17 protein-coding genes are annotated in these 15365 nt (G+C 51.1%); 13 read left to right on the top strand and 4 right to left on the bottom strand.

What is annotated here, in order from left to right; all coding sequences use genetic code 11:
• Positions 1 to 5: 5 nt before the first annotated feature.
• From ispE to FD07_RS05075, 11 genes are all read left to right on the top strand, one after another.
• The gene (gene ispE, locus FD07_RS05120; RefSeq protein WP_020089173.1) at positions 6 to 860 is read left to right on the top strand and encodes a 4-(cytidine 5'-diphospho)-2-C-methyl-D-erythritol kinase; all 855 of its coding nucleotides are present in this window, start codon (positions 6 to 8) and stop codon (positions 858 to 860) included.
• A gap of 18 nt (positions 861 to 878) precedes the next feature.
• The gene (locus tag FD07_RS05115) at positions 879 to 1460 is read left to right on the top strand and encodes a uracil-DNA glycosylase family protein (protein WP_020089172.1); all 582 of its coding nucleotides are present in this window, start codon (positions 879 to 881) and stop codon (positions 1458 to 1460) included.
• A 137-nt stretch (positions 1461 to 1597) separates the two neighbouring features.
• Complete coding sequence (locus FD07_RS12735; RefSeq protein WP_020089171.1) at positions 1598 to 1729, top strand: hypothetical protein; 132 nt, start codon at positions 1598 to 1600, stop codon at positions 1727 to 1729.
• 231 nt (positions 1730 to 1960) lie between these two features.
• Complete coding sequence (locus FD07_RS05110) at positions 1961 to 2896, top strand: alpha/beta hydrolase (protein ID WP_020089170.1); 936 nt, start codon at positions 1961 to 1963, stop codon at positions 2894 to 2896.
• A gap of 91 nt (positions 2897 to 2987) precedes the next feature.
• Positions 2988 to 3923, top strand: a complete 936-nt coding sequence (locus FD07_RS05105; protein ID WP_020089169.1) for a metal ABC transporter solute-binding protein, Zn/Mn family — start codon at positions 2988 to 2990, stop codon at positions 3921 to 3923.
• Entirely contained in the window at positions 3923 to 4621 is a 699-nt protein-coding gene (locus tag FD07_RS05100) for a metal ABC transporter ATP-binding protein (protein ID WP_020089168.1), read from the top strand. The genes FD07_RS05105 and FD07_RS05100 overlap by 1 nt, the downstream gene beginning before the upstream one ends.
• On the top strand, positions 4614 to 5411 hold the full coding sequence (locus tag FD07_RS05095) for a metal ABC transporter permease (RefSeq protein WP_020089167.1): 798 nt from the start codon (positions 4614 to 4616) through the stop codon (positions 5409 to 5411). The genes FD07_RS05100 and FD07_RS05095 overlap by 8 nt, the downstream gene beginning before the upstream one ends.
• 464 nt (positions 5412 to 5875) lie before the next feature.
• Entirely contained in the window at positions 5876 to 6715 is an 840-nt protein-coding gene (gene purR / locus FD07_RS05090) for a pur operon repressor (protein WP_027825945.1), read from the top strand.
• Between the two features lie 11 nt (positions 6716 to 6726).
• Positions 6727 to 8106 carry a bifunctional UDP-N-acetylglucosamine diphosphorylase/glucosamine-1-phosphate N-acetyltransferase GlmU gene (gene glmU, locus FD07_RS05085; protein WP_020089165.1) on the top strand — a complete coding sequence of 460 codons (1380 nt, stop codon included), beginning with the start codon at positions 6727 to 6729 and terminating at the stop codon, positions 8104 to 8106.
• A gap of 83 nt (positions 8107 to 8189) precedes the next feature.
• Positions 8190 to 9170, top strand: coding sequence for a ribose-phosphate diphosphokinase (locus FD07_RS05080; RefSeq protein ID WP_020089164.1), 981 nt, complete (start codon positions 8190 to 8192; stop codon positions 9168 to 9170).
• Between the two features lie 109 nt (positions 9171 to 9279).
• The gene (locus tag FD07_RS05075) at positions 9280 to 9630 is read left to right on the top strand and encodes a DUF3899 domain-containing protein (RefSeq protein ID WP_020089163.1); all 351 of its coding nucleotides are present in this window, start codon (positions 9280 to 9282) and stop codon (positions 9628 to 9630) included.
• Between the two features lie 188 nt (positions 9631 to 9818).
• Here the strand turns inward: FD07_RS05075 and yidA (FD07_RS05070) are convergent, their stop codons facing one another.
• From yidA (FD07_RS05070) to FD07_RS05055, 4 genes are all read right to left on the bottom strand, one after another.
• Complete coding sequence (gene yidA, locus FD07_RS05070) at positions 9819 to 10628, bottom strand: sugar-phosphatase (protein ID WP_020089162.1); 810 nt, start codon at positions 10626 to 10628, stop codon at positions 9819 to 9821.
• A gap of 19 nt (positions 10629 to 10647) precedes the next feature.
• On the bottom strand, positions 10648 to 11463 hold the full coding sequence (gene yidA / locus FD07_RS05065; protein WP_020089161.1) for a sugar-phosphatase: 816 nt from the start codon (positions 11461 to 11463) through the stop codon (positions 10648 to 10650).
• A gap of 1 nt (position 11464) precedes the next feature.
• Positions 11465 to 12832 (bottom strand): HD domain-containing protein, encoded by a 1368-nt coding sequence (locus FD07_RS05060; protein WP_020089160.1) that lies wholly within the window; start codon positions 12830 to 12832, stop codon positions 11465 to 11467.
• 119 nt (positions 12833 to 12951) lie between these two features.
• Positions 12952 to 13785 (bottom strand): lipoate--protein ligase family protein, encoded by an 834-nt coding sequence (locus FD07_RS05055; protein WP_020089159.1) that lies wholly within the window; start codon positions 13783 to 13785, stop codon positions 12952 to 12954.
• A 351-nt stretch (positions 13786 to 14136) separates the two neighbouring features.
• Here FD07_RS05055 and FD07_RS05050 point away from each other — a divergent pair, with 351 nt between their 5' ends.
• Together FD07_RS05050 and rpoE are read left to right on the top strand one after the other, a co-directional pair.
• The gene (locus tag FD07_RS05050) at positions 14137 to 14577 is read left to right on the top strand and encodes a YwiB family protein (RefSeq protein ID WP_020089158.1); all 441 of its coding nucleotides are present in this window, start codon (positions 14137 to 14139) and stop codon (positions 14575 to 14577) included.
• A gap of 44 nt (positions 14578 to 14621) precedes the next feature.
• Positions 14622 to 15278, top strand: coding sequence for a DNA-directed RNA polymerase subunit delta (gene rpoE, locus FD07_RS05045; protein ID WP_020089157.1), 657 nt, complete (start codon positions 14622 to 14624; stop codon positions 15276 to 15278).
• The last annotated feature ends 87 nt before the right edge of the window (positions 15279 to 15365 follow it).

Raw genomic sequence — 15365 nt, 5'->3', positions numbered from 1 at the left:
AGCTCATGCAACTGATTGAAAAGGCGCCTGCCAAGATAAACCTCGGGCTTGACACCCCGTACCATCACCAGGATGGCGCGGAGGAGTGGAACATGGTCATGACGTCCGTGGACTTGGCGGACTATGTTGAAATTCAAACGTTAACCAAACACAAACGCATCCGGGTTGCCTCGGATAGTGGCTTTTTGCCAAATGATCAGCGAAACTTGGCCTATCAGGCCGCCCATTTACTCCAAACGAAATTCAATGTGGGTGAGGGAGTCAACATTCGGATTAAAAAGAATATTCCCGTGGCTGCGGGATTAGGGGGTGGCTCATCCGATGCCGCCGCCGTGTTACGGGGCCTGAATCAACTGTGGAACCTGGGATTGAGTTGGCAGGAGCTGGCCGAGCTTGGTTTGCGGATTGATTCGGACGTGCCGTACTGTGTTTACGGTCGGACGGCCCATGTGCGCGGTCGTGGCGAGCGGATTACGCCGCTGTCGAAGTTGCCGGCTGCGTGGGTGGTCTTGGCCAAGCCTAAGGTGAGCGTCTCCACGCCCAGTATTCTTCAGCAGATTCGCTACGATGACTTGGAACATCCGGATATTGATAGCCTGTTGAAGGCGGTGCGCAATCAGGATATTGCGGAGATGTGTGCGGTCATGGGAAACGTACTAGAGCCGCTGACGGCCCACCGTTACCCGGAGATTACCCAGTTGAAACAACAGCTGATGAAGTTCGGAGCCGATGCTGCTCAGATGAGTGGGACTGGACCGACCGTCTTTGGTTTATGCAGTAAGCAGTCGCGGGCCCAACGTGTGTTTAACGGCATGAAGGGGTTCTGCCGCGAGGTGTATTTGGTACGGCCATTACCGTAAGTTGAGGAGGAATCATTGATGCAGACGGCCACACAGATTTTTCAAGCCATTCAGGACGATCCACAGAATCAAGCCTTTACCGAACAGGGGATTCAGCCACTTTACCACACTGAATCCGGGGCGGAGATTCTACTGGTCAGTCAGGCGCCGAGTCGGCGGGCCCAAGCCTCGATGACCTTCTGGGATGATGCCAGTGGGAATCGCTTGCGGGACTGGATGGGCGTAACCAAGGATCAGTTCTATCATTCGGGAAAGATCGCCGTGTTGCCGTTGGATTTTTACTATCCAGGCAAGCACGCTCACGGCGGCGATTTGCCGCCGCGTAAGGGATTTGCGGACAAATGGCACGCGCCTCTGTTGGAGCTGATGCCCAACATTAAGCTGACTCTGTTGATTGGTCAGTACGCGCAGAAATACTATCTGCCGCAGCGTGAGCGGACGTTGACGGCTACGGTAGACCATTATCAGGACTACTTACCGGATTACTTTCCGCTGGTACACCCGTCGCCCTTAAACTATGGGTGGCTGCATCAGCACCCGTGGTTTTTAGATAATGTTGTGCCTGATCTGCAGGCTCGCGTAAAACAAATTATTCATTAAATTAGCTTGGAATTTAAGAGGCGTCATGCCAATGAAAACGTTGATGTGGCGCCTTTTTGCATATAACAAAATTTATAAGGCGTTTGGCTGGTGTTGCCCAGTAAAAACGGTCATGATAGCTAGGTGAGGTGAAGGCATTGGAGAGAGAAAATATCCCCGTAGATCCACGGCTAGTTGCTGAAGTCGGGGCAGTCCTGAAAGGACAATTAACGCAGTTGGAATTGATTCAGCTGTTATACAGTGACCATAAGGGGAACAAGTCGAAGTAGGTCGGCCGTTTTTGCAGTGTCGCCAAGTGGTATTGGGAAAGTATCCCCTGAAATTGGAACTAATTTTAAGTAAAGAGTGGAAAACGCTCTCATTTTTAGCTAGAGTAGAGGTAATAAACCTAAAATGAACGTTGTAGTCGTCTGATTTAGTGTGGTGGGGGTCAAACCTATTTTTTAGTGACCGCTGAATCCGATACAGCGTCGAAAATAACTAGAAATGGGGTAGTCAATATGAAAACTTGGCAAAAAATTCTGGGCGGTACCGCGGCTGTGGCTGCCGTTGGGGCTGTCAGTGTTTTGGGTGGCGCCGCAGTGGTCTATCAGGCCGCCACGAAATCCTTCAGTCATAATCGACTCAAAACTAAAAAACGCGCCATTGCTGAAAATACGGCGGACGATAATGCTTGGTATCTGCGACACGATCCGGCTGAATGGACGCAGACCAGCTTAGATGGGCTGATTCTGCGGGCAAGTTTGGTGGAGGCCGAGAAGCCCACGAAGCGCGTGGCCATTTTGGCCCACGGCCTAGGTCACGCTCGCGAACAAATGATTCCGTATGCCCGAGTCTTCCATAATTGGGGGTACGCCACGCTGATGCCCGATGCTCGGGCTCACGGCGATAGCGAGGGCCACACGATTGGTTACGGCTGGCCCGATCGTTTGGATTATACCGGCTGGATCAATCAGGTGATCGCCAAGTATGGGGATGACTGTGAGATCGTTTTGATAGGTATCTCGATGGGGGCCGCCACGGTGATGGCGACTGCCGGCGAAGATCTGCCACACAACGTTAAGGCCATAATTGCCGATTCCGGGTACGCCTCCGTCTTGGCGGAAGCCCGCTTCCGGATTCGCCACCGATACCACTTGCCAACGTATCCAATTGTCCCGATTGCTAATCAATATTCCCGGTTGGCTGAGGGGTACCGCTTATCCGACGGGAACATTGCTGAGCAGCTCCGGCATACGCATTTGCCGTTGCTATTGATCCAGGGAGCCAACGATCAAACGGTTCCCGTGGAGAACTTGGATGTTCTTTATCGAGCCGCAGCGGGGCCTAAGGAAAAGTATCGTGACCCTAGTGCCGCTCACATAGCGACGCGGAAAACGGATCCGGTCAAGTATGACCAAATGGTGGCAGATTTTCTGAAAAAATATGTTGATTAAAGAAGCCTTAAGCGTGGTTGACAAGTTTTCATTATCTGGTAAGATATTAAACGGTAATCATTACTGTTTACATATTTAGCGGAGAGATGGGATGAGTCGATTGCAGCTTGGAAAACGAAAATTTTGGCGGCGGGGTCTGCTGACCTTGCTGGCCGTCTTAATGGTGGGAGTTACCCTGAGTGCATGCTCGGCGGCGCCCACCACTAAGCGTGCCGACAATCAGATTCATGTGGTGGCGACGCTGGGGTTCTATGGCGAAGCGGCCAAGACCATTCTGGGTGATCGCGGTCAGGTGACCACGGTTATCAATAGTCCTAGCATTGATGCCGAAAGTTATGAGCCAGACGTGAAGACGGCTAAGAAGGTCGCTAAGGCCGATGTCGTCATTGCCAATGGATTGGGCTATGATAGCTGGATGGACCGGGTTGTAGCGGCTAACGATGATGCTCAGACGAAGAAACTCACGATTGGCACCCTCATGGGTAAGAAAACGGGGGATAATCCCCACTTGTGGACGGACCCTACGACCATGGTCAAGGTAACCCGTCACTTGGTGGCGCAATTTAGTAAGCTTGATCCGAGCCATGCGGCGGCATTCAAACGTCGCGGCATCGCCTATGAGAAACAACTAGCGGTCTTGCCGCGCCTCGCTAAGCAATTGGCCAAACACAGCAATTACCAACAGGTTGCGGTAAGTGAGCCCGTCTTTGACTTGGCGTTAAGTGCAATGGGCTATCGAATCAGCGATGGACATTTTGCCCAGTCAATTGAAGAGGACAGCGACCCAACCCCGGCTGATATTACCAAGCTCCAAAATCAAATCAAACAGCGTAAGATCGCATTTTTCGTGGAAAACACACAGAACACCAGTAAAAATGTGACGGCAATGGTCAATCTGGCCAAGGAATACAATATCCCCATCGTCAAGGTAACCGAGACGATGCCGGTCAATCAAAGCTACCGGACCTGGATGCTGAAGCAGTATCAACAGGTTCAACGAATTCAAGCGAAGGAGGGGCAGTCCTAATGGAAAGTGCACCCATTTTAAAATTAGAACATCTCGGCGTGACCTTTCCCAATCACCCGGTATTTAACGACCTTAATCTGACAATCAACCAGGGCGAAATCTGGAGTATCATCGGAAAAAACGGGGTCGGGAAAACGACGTTGATGCGGACCATCCTCCATCAATTGCGCCCAACTCACGGAAAGATTTCGTATTTGCCTAGCCAGGGCGAAGTGACGATCGGTTACGTGCCGCAATTCAGAAATATCGATGCCGATTATCCGCTGACCATCAAGGACTTCGTTGGACTGAATCTGACGGGTTGGAAACTGCCATGGCTTTCGGCCAAGGAACGCGCTAAGGTTCAAAAGATTCTGGACCAGACCGGTCTGAAGCAGTTGGCCAAGCGGCCCATCGGTCAGGCTTCGGGTGGTGAAAAGCAGAAGGCGTACCTTGCGCAGGCTTTGGTAGAAGCCCCCAACTTGTTGATTTTAGATGAATCGACGGCTAGTTTGGACCCCGTGACCAAGACGGAGCTTCTGGATTTGGTGACGGAGTTGAATCAACGCTTGAAGTTGACGGTGCTCTTCGTGACTCACGATATTCCGATGGCGCAGAAGTATACGCAACACTACTTGATGATGACCCCCGGCAAGGTAGAACAGGGGCCCATCGCGAATTTGACGACCGAAAAGGTGTGGGAGGGCGAAAATGTTTAGTTATGAATTTATGCGAAACGCCTTCGCGGCCGGCACCATTATTGCCATCATCTGTGGCATCATGGGTGTCTTCGTGATTGCCCGCAACATGTCTTTTTTGACGCATACGCTCTCTGAAATTGGTTTCTCCGGGGCAGCCTTCGGGGTCTTTGCCGGTTGGGCACCGTTAAACGGGATGTTACTGTTTACGGTGGTCAGCTCGGTCATTGTGGGGCAACTCTCGGCGCGTTCCGAACGACGAGAAGCGGCGACGAGTGCTATTTCGGCGCTGTTCATTGGGCTGGGGATTCTGTTCCTCTCGCTGGCTAATAAGAATGCCAGTTACGCGACGAGTATTTTATTCGGGAGTGTTATCGGTATCAGTGCTGGTGATGTCCAGCAGATGCTATGGCTGTCCCTGCTCGTACTGGTTGTGGTCTTCGTGATCTACCGGTTCCTGAAATTCGATTCATTTGACCATACAGGGGCCCGGGTCAAGGGGCTTTGGACCAATGCACTGTCGATTACCTTCTTGGTCTTGCTGGCGTTGAGTGTCAGCGTGGCGGCCCAAATCGTGGGGTCACTGTTGATCTTCATCCTGCTGACGCTACCAGCGGCAACGGCCAAGTACTTCGCCCACACGGTGGGGGGGATGATGGTGCTCGCCATCACGTTGGCCTTAGTCGGCGTCTGGAGCGGGCTGGTGCTGAGCTACGTGACGAACTTCCCCGTGTCATTCTTCATCGCGGCTATCGAAGCCGTCTTCTACTTCATTGCGCTGGGTTGGCAACGACTACAGACGGCGGAATGAGCTAGCATACAGGTTGAAAACGGTCGTCTGCGGCTAAGCTTGTTTTCAAATATGATGTTGGCTCGACTGCGGTGTATTATCCTGGCACGATTTGCGGTTTGAGGTATTTTGAATTATAAGCAATAGTTAAATAAAAAGTGGTCTGAAGCTGTGGTGACTCAACGTTTTGCGTTGAGTCGTCACGTTTTTTTTGCATATCGTGATGGCAATCAGTTGAAAGTGACGTGGGAAACCTATAGGCTGATAACTGGAAGTGAGGGGATTGCCCCGAAGTGAGGTTGATTAAGCGTAAATGGTTCAGACCTTTCTTGGCTTTCATGGTCAGATAATGGTGGATTATGCTTTCATTTTGATAAAAGTCCCAAAAAATTATTAATTCTAACCGAAATGTAACGAAAAACCCGAACATTTATGCTAAAATTGGGCTTACAATTAACTCTAAAGAAATAGATGAGGTGAAGAGGTTGAAAGTCAGAAGAAGTGACCGTTTGGTCGATATGACTCGGTATTTGTTAGAACGCCCGCACCAATTGGTGTCTTTGACATTTTTTGCAGCGCGGTATGAATCGGCCAAGTCTTCCATCAGTGAAGATCTGACTATTTTGAAGCGGACGCTCCAAGCTCGTGGTACCGGTCTGCTGGAGACCGTCCCCGGCGCCGCTGGTGGTGCCCGTTTTATTCCTTACATTTTACGAGAAGAAGCCGAACAATTTGTTGATGAAATGATTACTGAATTGTCCGAAGCCGACCGGTATCTACCCGGTGGCTACGTCTATATGTCAGATATCTTGGGCCGGCCCGCAGCCTTGCGACAAATTGGTCGGATCTTGGCAACCCAGTACCTGAACCAGTCCGTTGACGTTGTCGTGACGGTAGCTACCAAAGGGATCCCGCTGGCGCAGAGTGTTGCCAGTTACCTGAATGTGCCGTTTGTGATTGTGCGGCATGACTCTCAGATTACTGAAGGTTCAACGGTGAGTGTGAACTACGTTTCCGGTTCGACCAAGCGGATCGAACGGATGGCGTTGTCCAAGCGGAGTGTGAAGCCAAATTCACGCGTGTTAATCGTTGATGATTACATGAAGGGTGGCGGGACCGTTGGGGGCCTGCGCTCTCTGGTCGATGAGTTTGACTCACAACTCGCCGGCGTGGCAGTCTTTGCCGAAGGTGATTTTGACGGTCAACGGACCGTTAGCAAGTACACCTCGTTACTGAAAATCCAGACCGCGGATGAACAGATCCGTGTGGCGCCAGGGAATTACCTGACTCAGATTTTTGGCGATGAAAATAATTCATTAAATTAGGAGATATCGGAATGAGCACGAGAAATACGATTATCCTCGCAGCCGGTAAGGGTACGCGGATGAAGTCAAAGCTGTATAAGGTTCTACACAAGGTTTGTGGCAAGGCCATGGTCGACCACGTGCTGACCCAAGTTGAAAAGACCAACATGGATAAGGTTGTCACGATTGTCGGCTACGGTGCCGATGACGTGCAAGCCACGCTGGGCGACCGGACGCAATACGCCCTGCAAGCCAAGCAACTTGGGACTGGGGATGCTGTGTTACAAGCTGAACCCATTTTGAAGGATGAAGAAGGGACAACGCTGATTGTGAGTGGCGATACGCCACTGTTCCAAGCACAGACGTTTGAAGACCTCTTCGCCTACCACGAAGCCAAGCATGCGGCCGCTACGATCTTAACGTCCGTTGCCCCAGATCCTACCGGTTACGGTCGAATCGTGCGGAACAATATCGGTATCGTGGAAAAAATCGTGGAACAAAAGGATGCCAACTCCGAAGAACAAGAAATTCACGAAATTAACACAGGGGTTTACGTGTTCGACAACAAGAAGCTTTTCGCTGCCTTACACAAGACCTCTAACGACAACGCCCAGGGTGAATATTACCTGACCGATGTCGTTGAAATCCTGAAGCATGACGGAGACATCGTGGCAGCGTACAAGATGGCTGACTTTGATGAATCCATGGGTGTTAACGACCGGGTCGCACTGGCCAACGCCACTAAGATCATGCGTGACCGGATCAACAAACAACACATGCGTGACGGCGTAACCTTGATCGATCCCGCCACGACGTACATTGACGCCGGTGTGAAGATCGGGGCCGATACCATTATCGAACCTAGCGTTCAACTAAAGGGCAATACCGTGATTGGCGATGACTGCTACATTGGGTCTCACTCCGAACTACGGAACGCTACGTTGGCCGACCACGTGACCGTGACATCTTCCTTACTTGAAGATTCCGACATGGCCAGTGGCTCTAACATTGGACCTAACAGCCACTTGCGGCCAGAATCTCACATTGGACCTAAAGTTCACCTCGGTAACTTTGTCGAAGTGAAAAAGGCTACGATTGGTGAGGGGACTAAGGTGGGTCATTTGACCTACGTTGGGAATGCAAAATTAGGCAAGCACATCAACGTTGGTTGTGGTGTGGTCTTCGTTAATTACGATGGCAAGAATAAGCATGAGACCGTTGTGGGTGACGATGCCTTCATTGGTTCTAACTCGAACTTAGTGGCACCGTTAGATGTGGCTGATCACAGCTTTATCGCAGCGGGCTCGACCATTACCGATGCCGTCAATCAATATGACATGGCGATTGCTCGGGAACGGCAGACTAACAAGCCAAATTATTACCAGAAACTGCCTTATCGCGGTGAAGATTAAGCTGAAGGTCTTGTGTTTCGAGACCCGATAGCATAAAATTATTGTAGTGAATTCTGGCAGATAACTTGCTATTGGAGGAAATTATGGCTACGCAATATTTTGACCCTAAATTAAAGATCTTTGCGTTGAACTCCAACAAACCGTTAGCCCGTAAGATTGCTAACGAAGTTGGTGTTGAATTGGGGAAAACTTCGGTGGACCGGTTCAGCGACGGTGAAATTCGCATTAACATCGAACAGAGTGTGCGGGGCTGCCACGTCTACGTAATTCAGTCGACGTCGGCTCCCGTCAACGACAATTTGATGGAACTGTTGATCATGATCGATGCTTTGCGGCGCGCGAGTGCGGCTACCATCAACGTGGTCATTCCGTACTACGGCTATGCTCGTCAAGACCGGAAAGCCCGGTCACGGGAACCAATCACGGCGAAATTAGTGGCAAACATGTTACAAACGGCAGGCGTTACGCGGGTCTTGGCTTTAGACCTGCATGCTGCCCAAATTCAAGGCTTCTTCGACGTGCCAGTTGATCATTTGATGGGCGCGCCACTGTTGGCCGATTACTTCTTAACTAACCACTTGGATGAAGACGCTGTTGTCGTTTCACCCGACCATGGTGGGGTAACTCGGGCCCGGGCATTGGCTGAATTCCTGAAGGCACCGATTGCCATTATTGACAAGCGGCGGCCACGGGCCAATGTTGCGGAAATCATGAATATTATCGGGGATGTCAAGGGTAAGCGTTGTATCATGATCGATGATATGATCGATACCGCGGGGACCATTACGTTGGGGTCACAGGCCTTGATGGATGCTGGCGCCAAGGAAGTCTACGCTAGCTGTACGCACCCGGTATTATCCGGTCCCGCAATCGAACGAATCAAGAACTCACCAATTAAGAAGTTAGTGGTGACGGATTCGATTCAATTGACTGCCGACAAGCAGATTGAAAAGATTCAACAAATTTCCGTCGGTCCCCTGATTGGTCAAGCCATCAAGCGGATCAACGAAAACCGGCCGGTCAGCCCATTGTTCAAGAACCGTTTCCGGAGTCACGAACAATAAAACAGACAAAAAACTTGAGCGGCGCTGGGCGTTGGCTCAAGTTTTTTTCTTATCATTTTTGAAATAAGACCCGTTAGTTACTGGGCTAACGCTGAAGGGAGTTTATGAAATGAAAAGTTGGCAGAGATGGACCACGGGCTGGGTTGCCGGTGGTCTGCTAGTTGCCCTGGCCATGCGCATCTTGGGGCAACCCTTGATGGTGATTGGTAACCTGTTATTTATGGTGGGACTAGCCTTAGTGCTCTTTGGCCTGATCTGTGTGCTGGCCAAGGGACACATGTTCACTGGCTGGCGGCACAAGCGTAAGAAGGGGCAGGAGCCGCTACCCGGAGAAAAAGTCGACGTGCGACACGTGGCGAGCGTGAAAAATTCACCGATTGTGGTGAATGGTGGTGCGCGCTTCGGGCTGTTAGCCGGCGCTATTTATATCGTTGTTGGCGTTATTTTGACCTTGTTTTAGGGCCCGAATAGTGCAGTGATGGTGCTGAAAATTAAATCGATTTAGTGATGGGGATGTTGGCCAAGTGGCGAGCGTCCCTTTTTTGGTTACGCTACTGATTATTGGCGACTGAAGGCGTTGGAAAAAAGTACGCAAAAAAATTGACCGACTAAGTTAGTGTCGGTCAATCCTAAAATCAAATTAGAGTATTACTTCAAAGCGTACTTCCGGATGGCTGCTGCCACACCATCTTCAGCGTTAGTCAGTGTTACGGCTTGAGCAGCGTCCTTGACCTCGTCGATGGCATTGCCCATAGCAACACCGAGACCGGCGTACTGAATCATGGTCAGGTCGTTTCCTTGGTCACCCAGAGCCATGACCTCATCAGCTGTGAAGCCCAGCTTAGTAGCCAGTTCACCCAGCGTATTCCCCTTGCTGGCCTTCTTGTTCATGACTTCGATAAAGAATGGCGTACTTTGAACCACGTAGTAGCGGTCGCGAACATCTTGAGGGATTTCCTTGTTAACTCGGTTGATGATATCGGGGTCGTCCACAAACATGGCTTTAGAAATGGTTAAGTCGCGATCCATTTCGCCGACTTCGCGGTACCGAATCAGCATGCGTACCAGGTAACTTTCGAAGATTGTGTAGCCACTGAGGTCCTTGTTTGCCGTGTAGATGAAGTCTGGCGTTTCAATCTGGAAGTGAACCTGCATCTTGCGGGCCAGGGCCTCGAGGTCGATGTAATCATCGAAACTCAGGGAGTGGTTGGTCATCATCTTGCCGGAGACCGTCTGGGACACCGAGCCGTTGTAGGTGATGGCGTATTGGTCGTCGCCGCTGAGGCCGAGGGCGTCCAGGTAAGGTTGCACCCCAGTCAGGGGGCGACCGGTACACAGAACGACTTTGATGCCCTGAGCCTTGGCAGCTTGGACGGCTTCAATCGTGGCCGGGGCCAATTCGTTCTTTTCGTTCAGTAAGGTTCCGTCAATATCAATCGCAATCATTTTAATTGTCATGTTGTTCGCAATTCTCCTTTTATGCTAAGTCTGGATTCAACGCGTATTTATAAATGGCCGCCGCCACGCCATCGTCGGCATTGGTCAGGGTGGTCACGTCGGCAGCCGCTTTGACACGGTCGTTAGCGTTTCCCATGGCCACCCCTAGTCCGGCGGTGGAAATCATTGGTAAATCATTGTCTTGGTCGCCAAGCGCCATAACTGCTGCTATTGGCAAGTTGAGGTAGGTGGCTAGTTTCTTTAGGGCATTGCCCTTGTTGGTCTGCGGGGCCATGACCTCGATGAAGTGTGGATCGGTGCGAACCACGTAGAAGCGCTGATAGAACGTAGCGGGTAATCGAAGCGCATCAATTTTGGCCACCTCGTCGATATAGACGGCGGTTGGCATCAACAACTGGGGGTCCATCGCTGTGGCCTCTCGGAAACGCAACGGTAAGTGGACCAACTGACTTTCCTTGACCGTATAGCGGCTAATGTCGCGGTCGGCCGTGTACAGGTGCTTGGGTGTGACCACGTGGAAATGAACGCGAGACTTGCGGGCGAACGCTTCGAGGTCTACGTAATCGGCATAACTCAAGGCATTGCTCGCAAGCACTGTTCCCGTTGTGGTCTGCACCAGGCCGCCATTGTAGGTAATGACGTATTGGTCGTCACCGTGGAGGCCGAGGGCGTTGAGGTAGGGTTGCACGCCGGTCAAGGGCCGCCCGGTGCACAAGACGACCTTGATTCCGGTCGCAACTGCTGCCTGGATGGCAGCGATCGTGGCTACAGTCAGCGTATTCTGTGGATCGAGAAGTGTGCCGTCGATGTCCACGGCAATCAGCTTAGGTGTCACCTTAGTCAGAACCTTTCCGATCGATGAGTTGGTCGTTTTGGATGTAGCCACCGAACTCGTCAAAGACTGGCTGGAAAATTTCAGGAGCATCGTTGCCTGGATTCAACATCTCTTTCGGGAAGAAGAACCGTTGATCTCCGGTAAATTTCCCGCGGATGGCGTTGACCAAGTCAGAGACCGTTGAAAGTTCACGGAGACTGCCGTCTGGTTCCTGAAGTTCAATCTGTGTCAAAGGATGCGTGACTTTGGGATCGTAAGCATCGTCGTAAGGCAGGTCATAGCTATTGTCGGTGGCCGTGTAGTACTCGGTGTTGAAGCCGACCGAGCGAATCAGATCACGCAGATGTGGCAACTGTTGCTGAGTATGCGCGTCAAAAATGGCACTCTTTAGTGGCTTTCGATCCAAGAAGCGGTGCGCCAGATCGGCCAAGATTTCATCCGGTGATTGTCGCCAGTGAATGAAGTAGGTCGTCAACACGCCATCGTCTAGGTTGAGGTAATCTTCCAGGTCGAATTGGTGGTTGAAGAAGGGCAACAGGAGGTGGGGGATGAAACTTTCGTCGCTCTTACCTGCCTGATATAATTCATTGGCGCGGCCGAGTAGGTGATCCAGCACGACTTCCATCGATCGAGAAACCGGGTGGAAATAGACTTGCTGGTACATCTGGAAGCGACTCACAATGTAGTCTTCGACGGCGTGCATGCCGTTCATAGCGAAGGCGATGCCGTCCTTGTATGGCCGCATTACCCGCAGAATCCGCGTCAGGTCAAAGGTTCCGTATTCAGTCCCAGTGAAGTAGGCGTCCCGCAAGAGGTAGTCCATTCGATCGGCGTCGATTTGGCTGGAGATCATCTGGACCACTTGCGGATTTGGATAGGTCTTTTGAATAACGCTGGCTACTTCTTGCGGGAAGGTTGGACTGACCCGCCGTAAAATTTGGTTGACTTCGGTTTTGGGCGAAGTCAGAATTTCAGCGGTAATTGCCTCATGATCCGTGTGGAAAATATGCTCAAACGTGTGTGAGTATGGGCCGTGACCGATGTCGTGAAGTAAAGCCGCACACAGCGCGGTCAGCCGTTCGTTGTCATCCCAACCGCCATCACCTGGCGTTTTCGTAGGGTAGTTGCGTTGGAAGTTATCGCAGATTTGGCGCGTGACTTCGTAGACACCCAGTGAGTGGGTGAAACGTGAGTGTTCCGCACCATGGAAGATCAGCGAGGCTGTGCCCAGTTGTTTGATGCGGCGGAGTCGTTGAAATTCTCGGGAATTAATCAGGTCTAAAATAACTTGATGTTGCACGTAAATGTAGTTATGCACGGGGTCCCGGAAAACTTTTTCACGGGGCAGTCGTGCGGTTGCGTAGCTCACAGTGATTCCTCCTGACAATTTAAAATTATATTTTTTTAGCATCGTTATCGTTCTTACTGGGCCTAGTGTACCAGTTCAGGGGATGAAACCAGAACGAAACGACTCTGATCAAGCAAGTCTTACATAGCAGTCAAGCGCGGTTGGCGACGGGCCATCTGGGCAGTCTCGCGCGTCAGCGTTGTCGTAAATTGCGGCTCGGCCATCATTGCTGCTAACTTAGCCCGACCGACGCGGAGACCGGCTGTCGAACAAGCGGTGAGAAAACGTTCTTGCGCATCGGCCACGGTCAACGGTTGGTTGAGCAGGGCAGCTGTGGTGGTCATCACGTTAGGATCGACATCAGGAAAATGCCAGTCGTTGGAATGATCGCCCAGACCCGCACGATAGAAGCTGCGAATCAGATCGCCACGCATGGGCTGATCACCGGTGACACTGAGGTAGAGCATCGTGACCAAGGCATTGGTGCTGCGACGCTGGGCAATTCCGGCAATCTTTAGGCCGTTAACGCTCAGGTCGTAGTCGCCGGGACAGTAGGATCGCGTGATTTCATAGTGTTGTAGTGCCAGCTCGGGCCAGGTGGCATCCACGAGACTGGTCATCTGAGCGTAAGCCGCTTCAATACTGGGAATTGGCGTGGTCAGCGGAGAAAAAAGTGAAACGTTCAGGACGCCACCATCGGCGACCACGGCCAAACCACCAGAATTTCGAAGAACGTAATCATAGCCATACCGCTGAACGGCTCTAATAGCCGCTGTCAGCTCTGGAAGCCGTTTATCCTTCAGTCCCATGATTACCGTGGGCTGCATGGTCCAGAAGTGCAATATGGGCTGTTTAAGCGTCGGTACCAGGTCTAGCAGAGCATTGGTATAGCCAAAGGCCAGATTTTTCTGATCAGCCGGAATCGCCGTAGTTACGGTCTGAATACTGTCACCGGGTAAATCGAAGGGTCCCATCATGCCACCTGCTTTCGTGAAATCGTTTCAATGCTCTCATTATACTAGAAAACTTGGGCCACGTCATGGTCTGGACCAATTCTGCTTGATGGTAAGGGAGGGGAAAGTTGCGGACTGCCGCTATCAGGGATTTTCCAACCTTACAGGAAACTCGCATGAACTTGGCCGGGTTCCAATCCGAACCGGAAGCCCGCACTTTGACCAGAGGCGATCTTTGCAGCGGCAGAATCCCTGCCCGATGCAGACGAAAATTTCTGATTCAGAAGTTAGTTAAAAGAGCATAATAAGTAGGCTTTCCGTGGGAAATGAACTATAATTAACCCAGACAATTCGCGGAAAGGAAGTGTGCAGATGGATCAACTATCGGCGGGGGTGCCCGTGATGATTCACTTGGAGACCCATATCAAGCAAAATGATGACGTTTCCGACTACCAGTTAGACGTTGATGGTCAGCTGGTCCAGATGGGAGCCAACCTGTACTTGCGGTATCTGGAACCCGATAATGAGACCGGGGAGCAGACACCAGTGACGATGAAATTTACGCCGGAGGGTGAAGTTCACCTGACGCGAAACGCCGAGGCGGAATTGCGCCTGCATTTCATCAGTGGCAAGCGCGTGACAGCCCGGTACAACACACCTTATGGCATCATGCCAATCGAAACGGTCACGCCGTATCTGGAGACCAGCTTCAAGGAAAAGCCATTTAGTGGAAATGTGAAGATCGACTATCTCCTCTATGCCGGGGAAGAATTAGTCGGGAACTACAAGATTAGATTGCAATTTACGGCATAAGCGAGTATCATATTTCGTAGACTGTGGAAAGGACGTGCACCAGTTTGGAATTAAAAGTCTTTGAGGGCCAGAATAAAAAGGAATTATCAATGATCGAAGTTGCTCACGCCATTTTGTCACAACATGGCGATGTGATGGCTTTTGCCGACTTGGCAAACGCCGTCCAAGCATATTTGGGTGACAGCGACGCGGAAGTTCGTGACCGGCTGTCCCAATTCTATACGGATTTAAATGTCGATGGTAGTTTCATTTCTCTGGGTGATAACCTTTGGGGACTGCGAACTTGGTATCCGTTTGAATCCATCGATGAAGCAACGGTTCACGCCGAGGAAGATGAAGATCAACCTAAGCGTAAGAAGCGTAAGAAGGTTAACGCCTTCTTGGCTGACACGACCGATGACGATGATGTGATCGATTACGATGACGACGATCCAGAAGACGACGATACCACCACCTACGCCACTGATGACGACGATGATGATAGCGCCACTGGGTCTGGGCCAGATCTGGGTAAGTTACAGACCGGCTTGGGCATCGATGACGATGACGAAGAAGACGATACAGAAGACATCCCTGATGGTATCGAAGATCAGCTTTCTCAAATGGAAGCGCCAGATGATGACGATACTGACAATCTCGACTTTTCCGCCGATGACGACGAAGCCGACGATGACGATGATGATGACGAAGAACAGAAATAAGTTTTTTCTGTTCGCTTGACCTCCAGTCTAAAAACAGGTACTATATTTTTTGGGCTCCCTGCTACTTGTAGCAAGGACAACTGGACG

This window comes from Levilactobacillus parabrevis ATCC 53295 (assembly GCF_001434055.1).
GTDB classification, from domain to species: Bacteria; Bacillota; Bacilli; order Lactobacillales; family Lactobacillaceae; genus Levilactobacillus; species Levilactobacillus parabrevis.
Note: the sequence above shows the minus strand (reverse complement) of the source record. Positions and strands in the feature narration are given on the sequence as shown.

Excerpts from the sequence above, each read along its gene's own strand:
- FD07_RS05100 (WP_020089168.1), top strand. The coding sequence starts at position 3,923 with ATGGAAAGTGCACCCATTTTAAAATTAGAACATCTCGGCGTGACCTTT.
- FD07_RS05115 (WP_020089172.1), top strand. The coding sequence starts at position 879 with ATGCAGACGGCCACACAGATTTTTCAAGCCATTCAGGACGATCCACAG.
- yidA (WP_020089162.1), bottom strand. The coding sequence starts at position 10,628 with ATGACAATTAAAATGATTGCGATTGATATTGACGGAACCTTACTGAAC.
- FD07_RS05050 (WP_020089158.1), top strand. The coding sequence starts at position 14,137 with ATGGATCAACTATCGGCGGGGGTGCCCGTGATGATTCACTTGGAGACC.
- FD07_RS05055 (WP_020089159.1), bottom strand. The coding sequence starts at position 13,785 with ATGGGACCCTTCGATTTACCCGGTGACAGTATTCAGACCGTAACTACG.
- FD07_RS05075 (WP_020089163.1), top strand. The coding sequence starts at position 9,280 with ATGAAAAGTTGGCAGAGATGGACCACGGGCTGGGTTGCCGGTGGTCTG.
- ispE (WP_020089173.1), top strand. The coding sequence starts at position 6 with ATGCAACTGATTGAAAAGGCGCCTGCCAAGATAAACCTCGGGCTTGAC.
- FD07_RS05080 (WP_020089164.1), top strand. The coding sequence starts at position 8,190 with ATGGCTACGCAATATTTTGACCCTAAATTAAAGATCTTTGCGTTGAAC.
- glmU (WP_020089165.1), top strand. The coding sequence starts at position 6,727 with ATGAGCACGAGAAATACGATTATCCTCGCAGCCGGTAAGGGTACGCGG.
- FD07_RS05110 (WP_020089170.1), top strand. The coding sequence starts at position 1,961 with ATGAAAACTTGGCAAAAAATTCTGGGCGGTACCGCGGCTGTGGCTGCC.
- FD07_RS05095 (WP_020089167.1), top strand. The coding sequence starts at position 4,614 with ATGTTTAGTTATGAATTTATGCGAAACGCCTTCGCGGCCGGCACCATT.
- FD07_RS05105 (WP_020089169.1), top strand. The coding sequence starts at position 2,988 with ATGAGTCGATTGCAGCTTGGAAAACGAAAATTTTGGCGGCGGGGTCTG.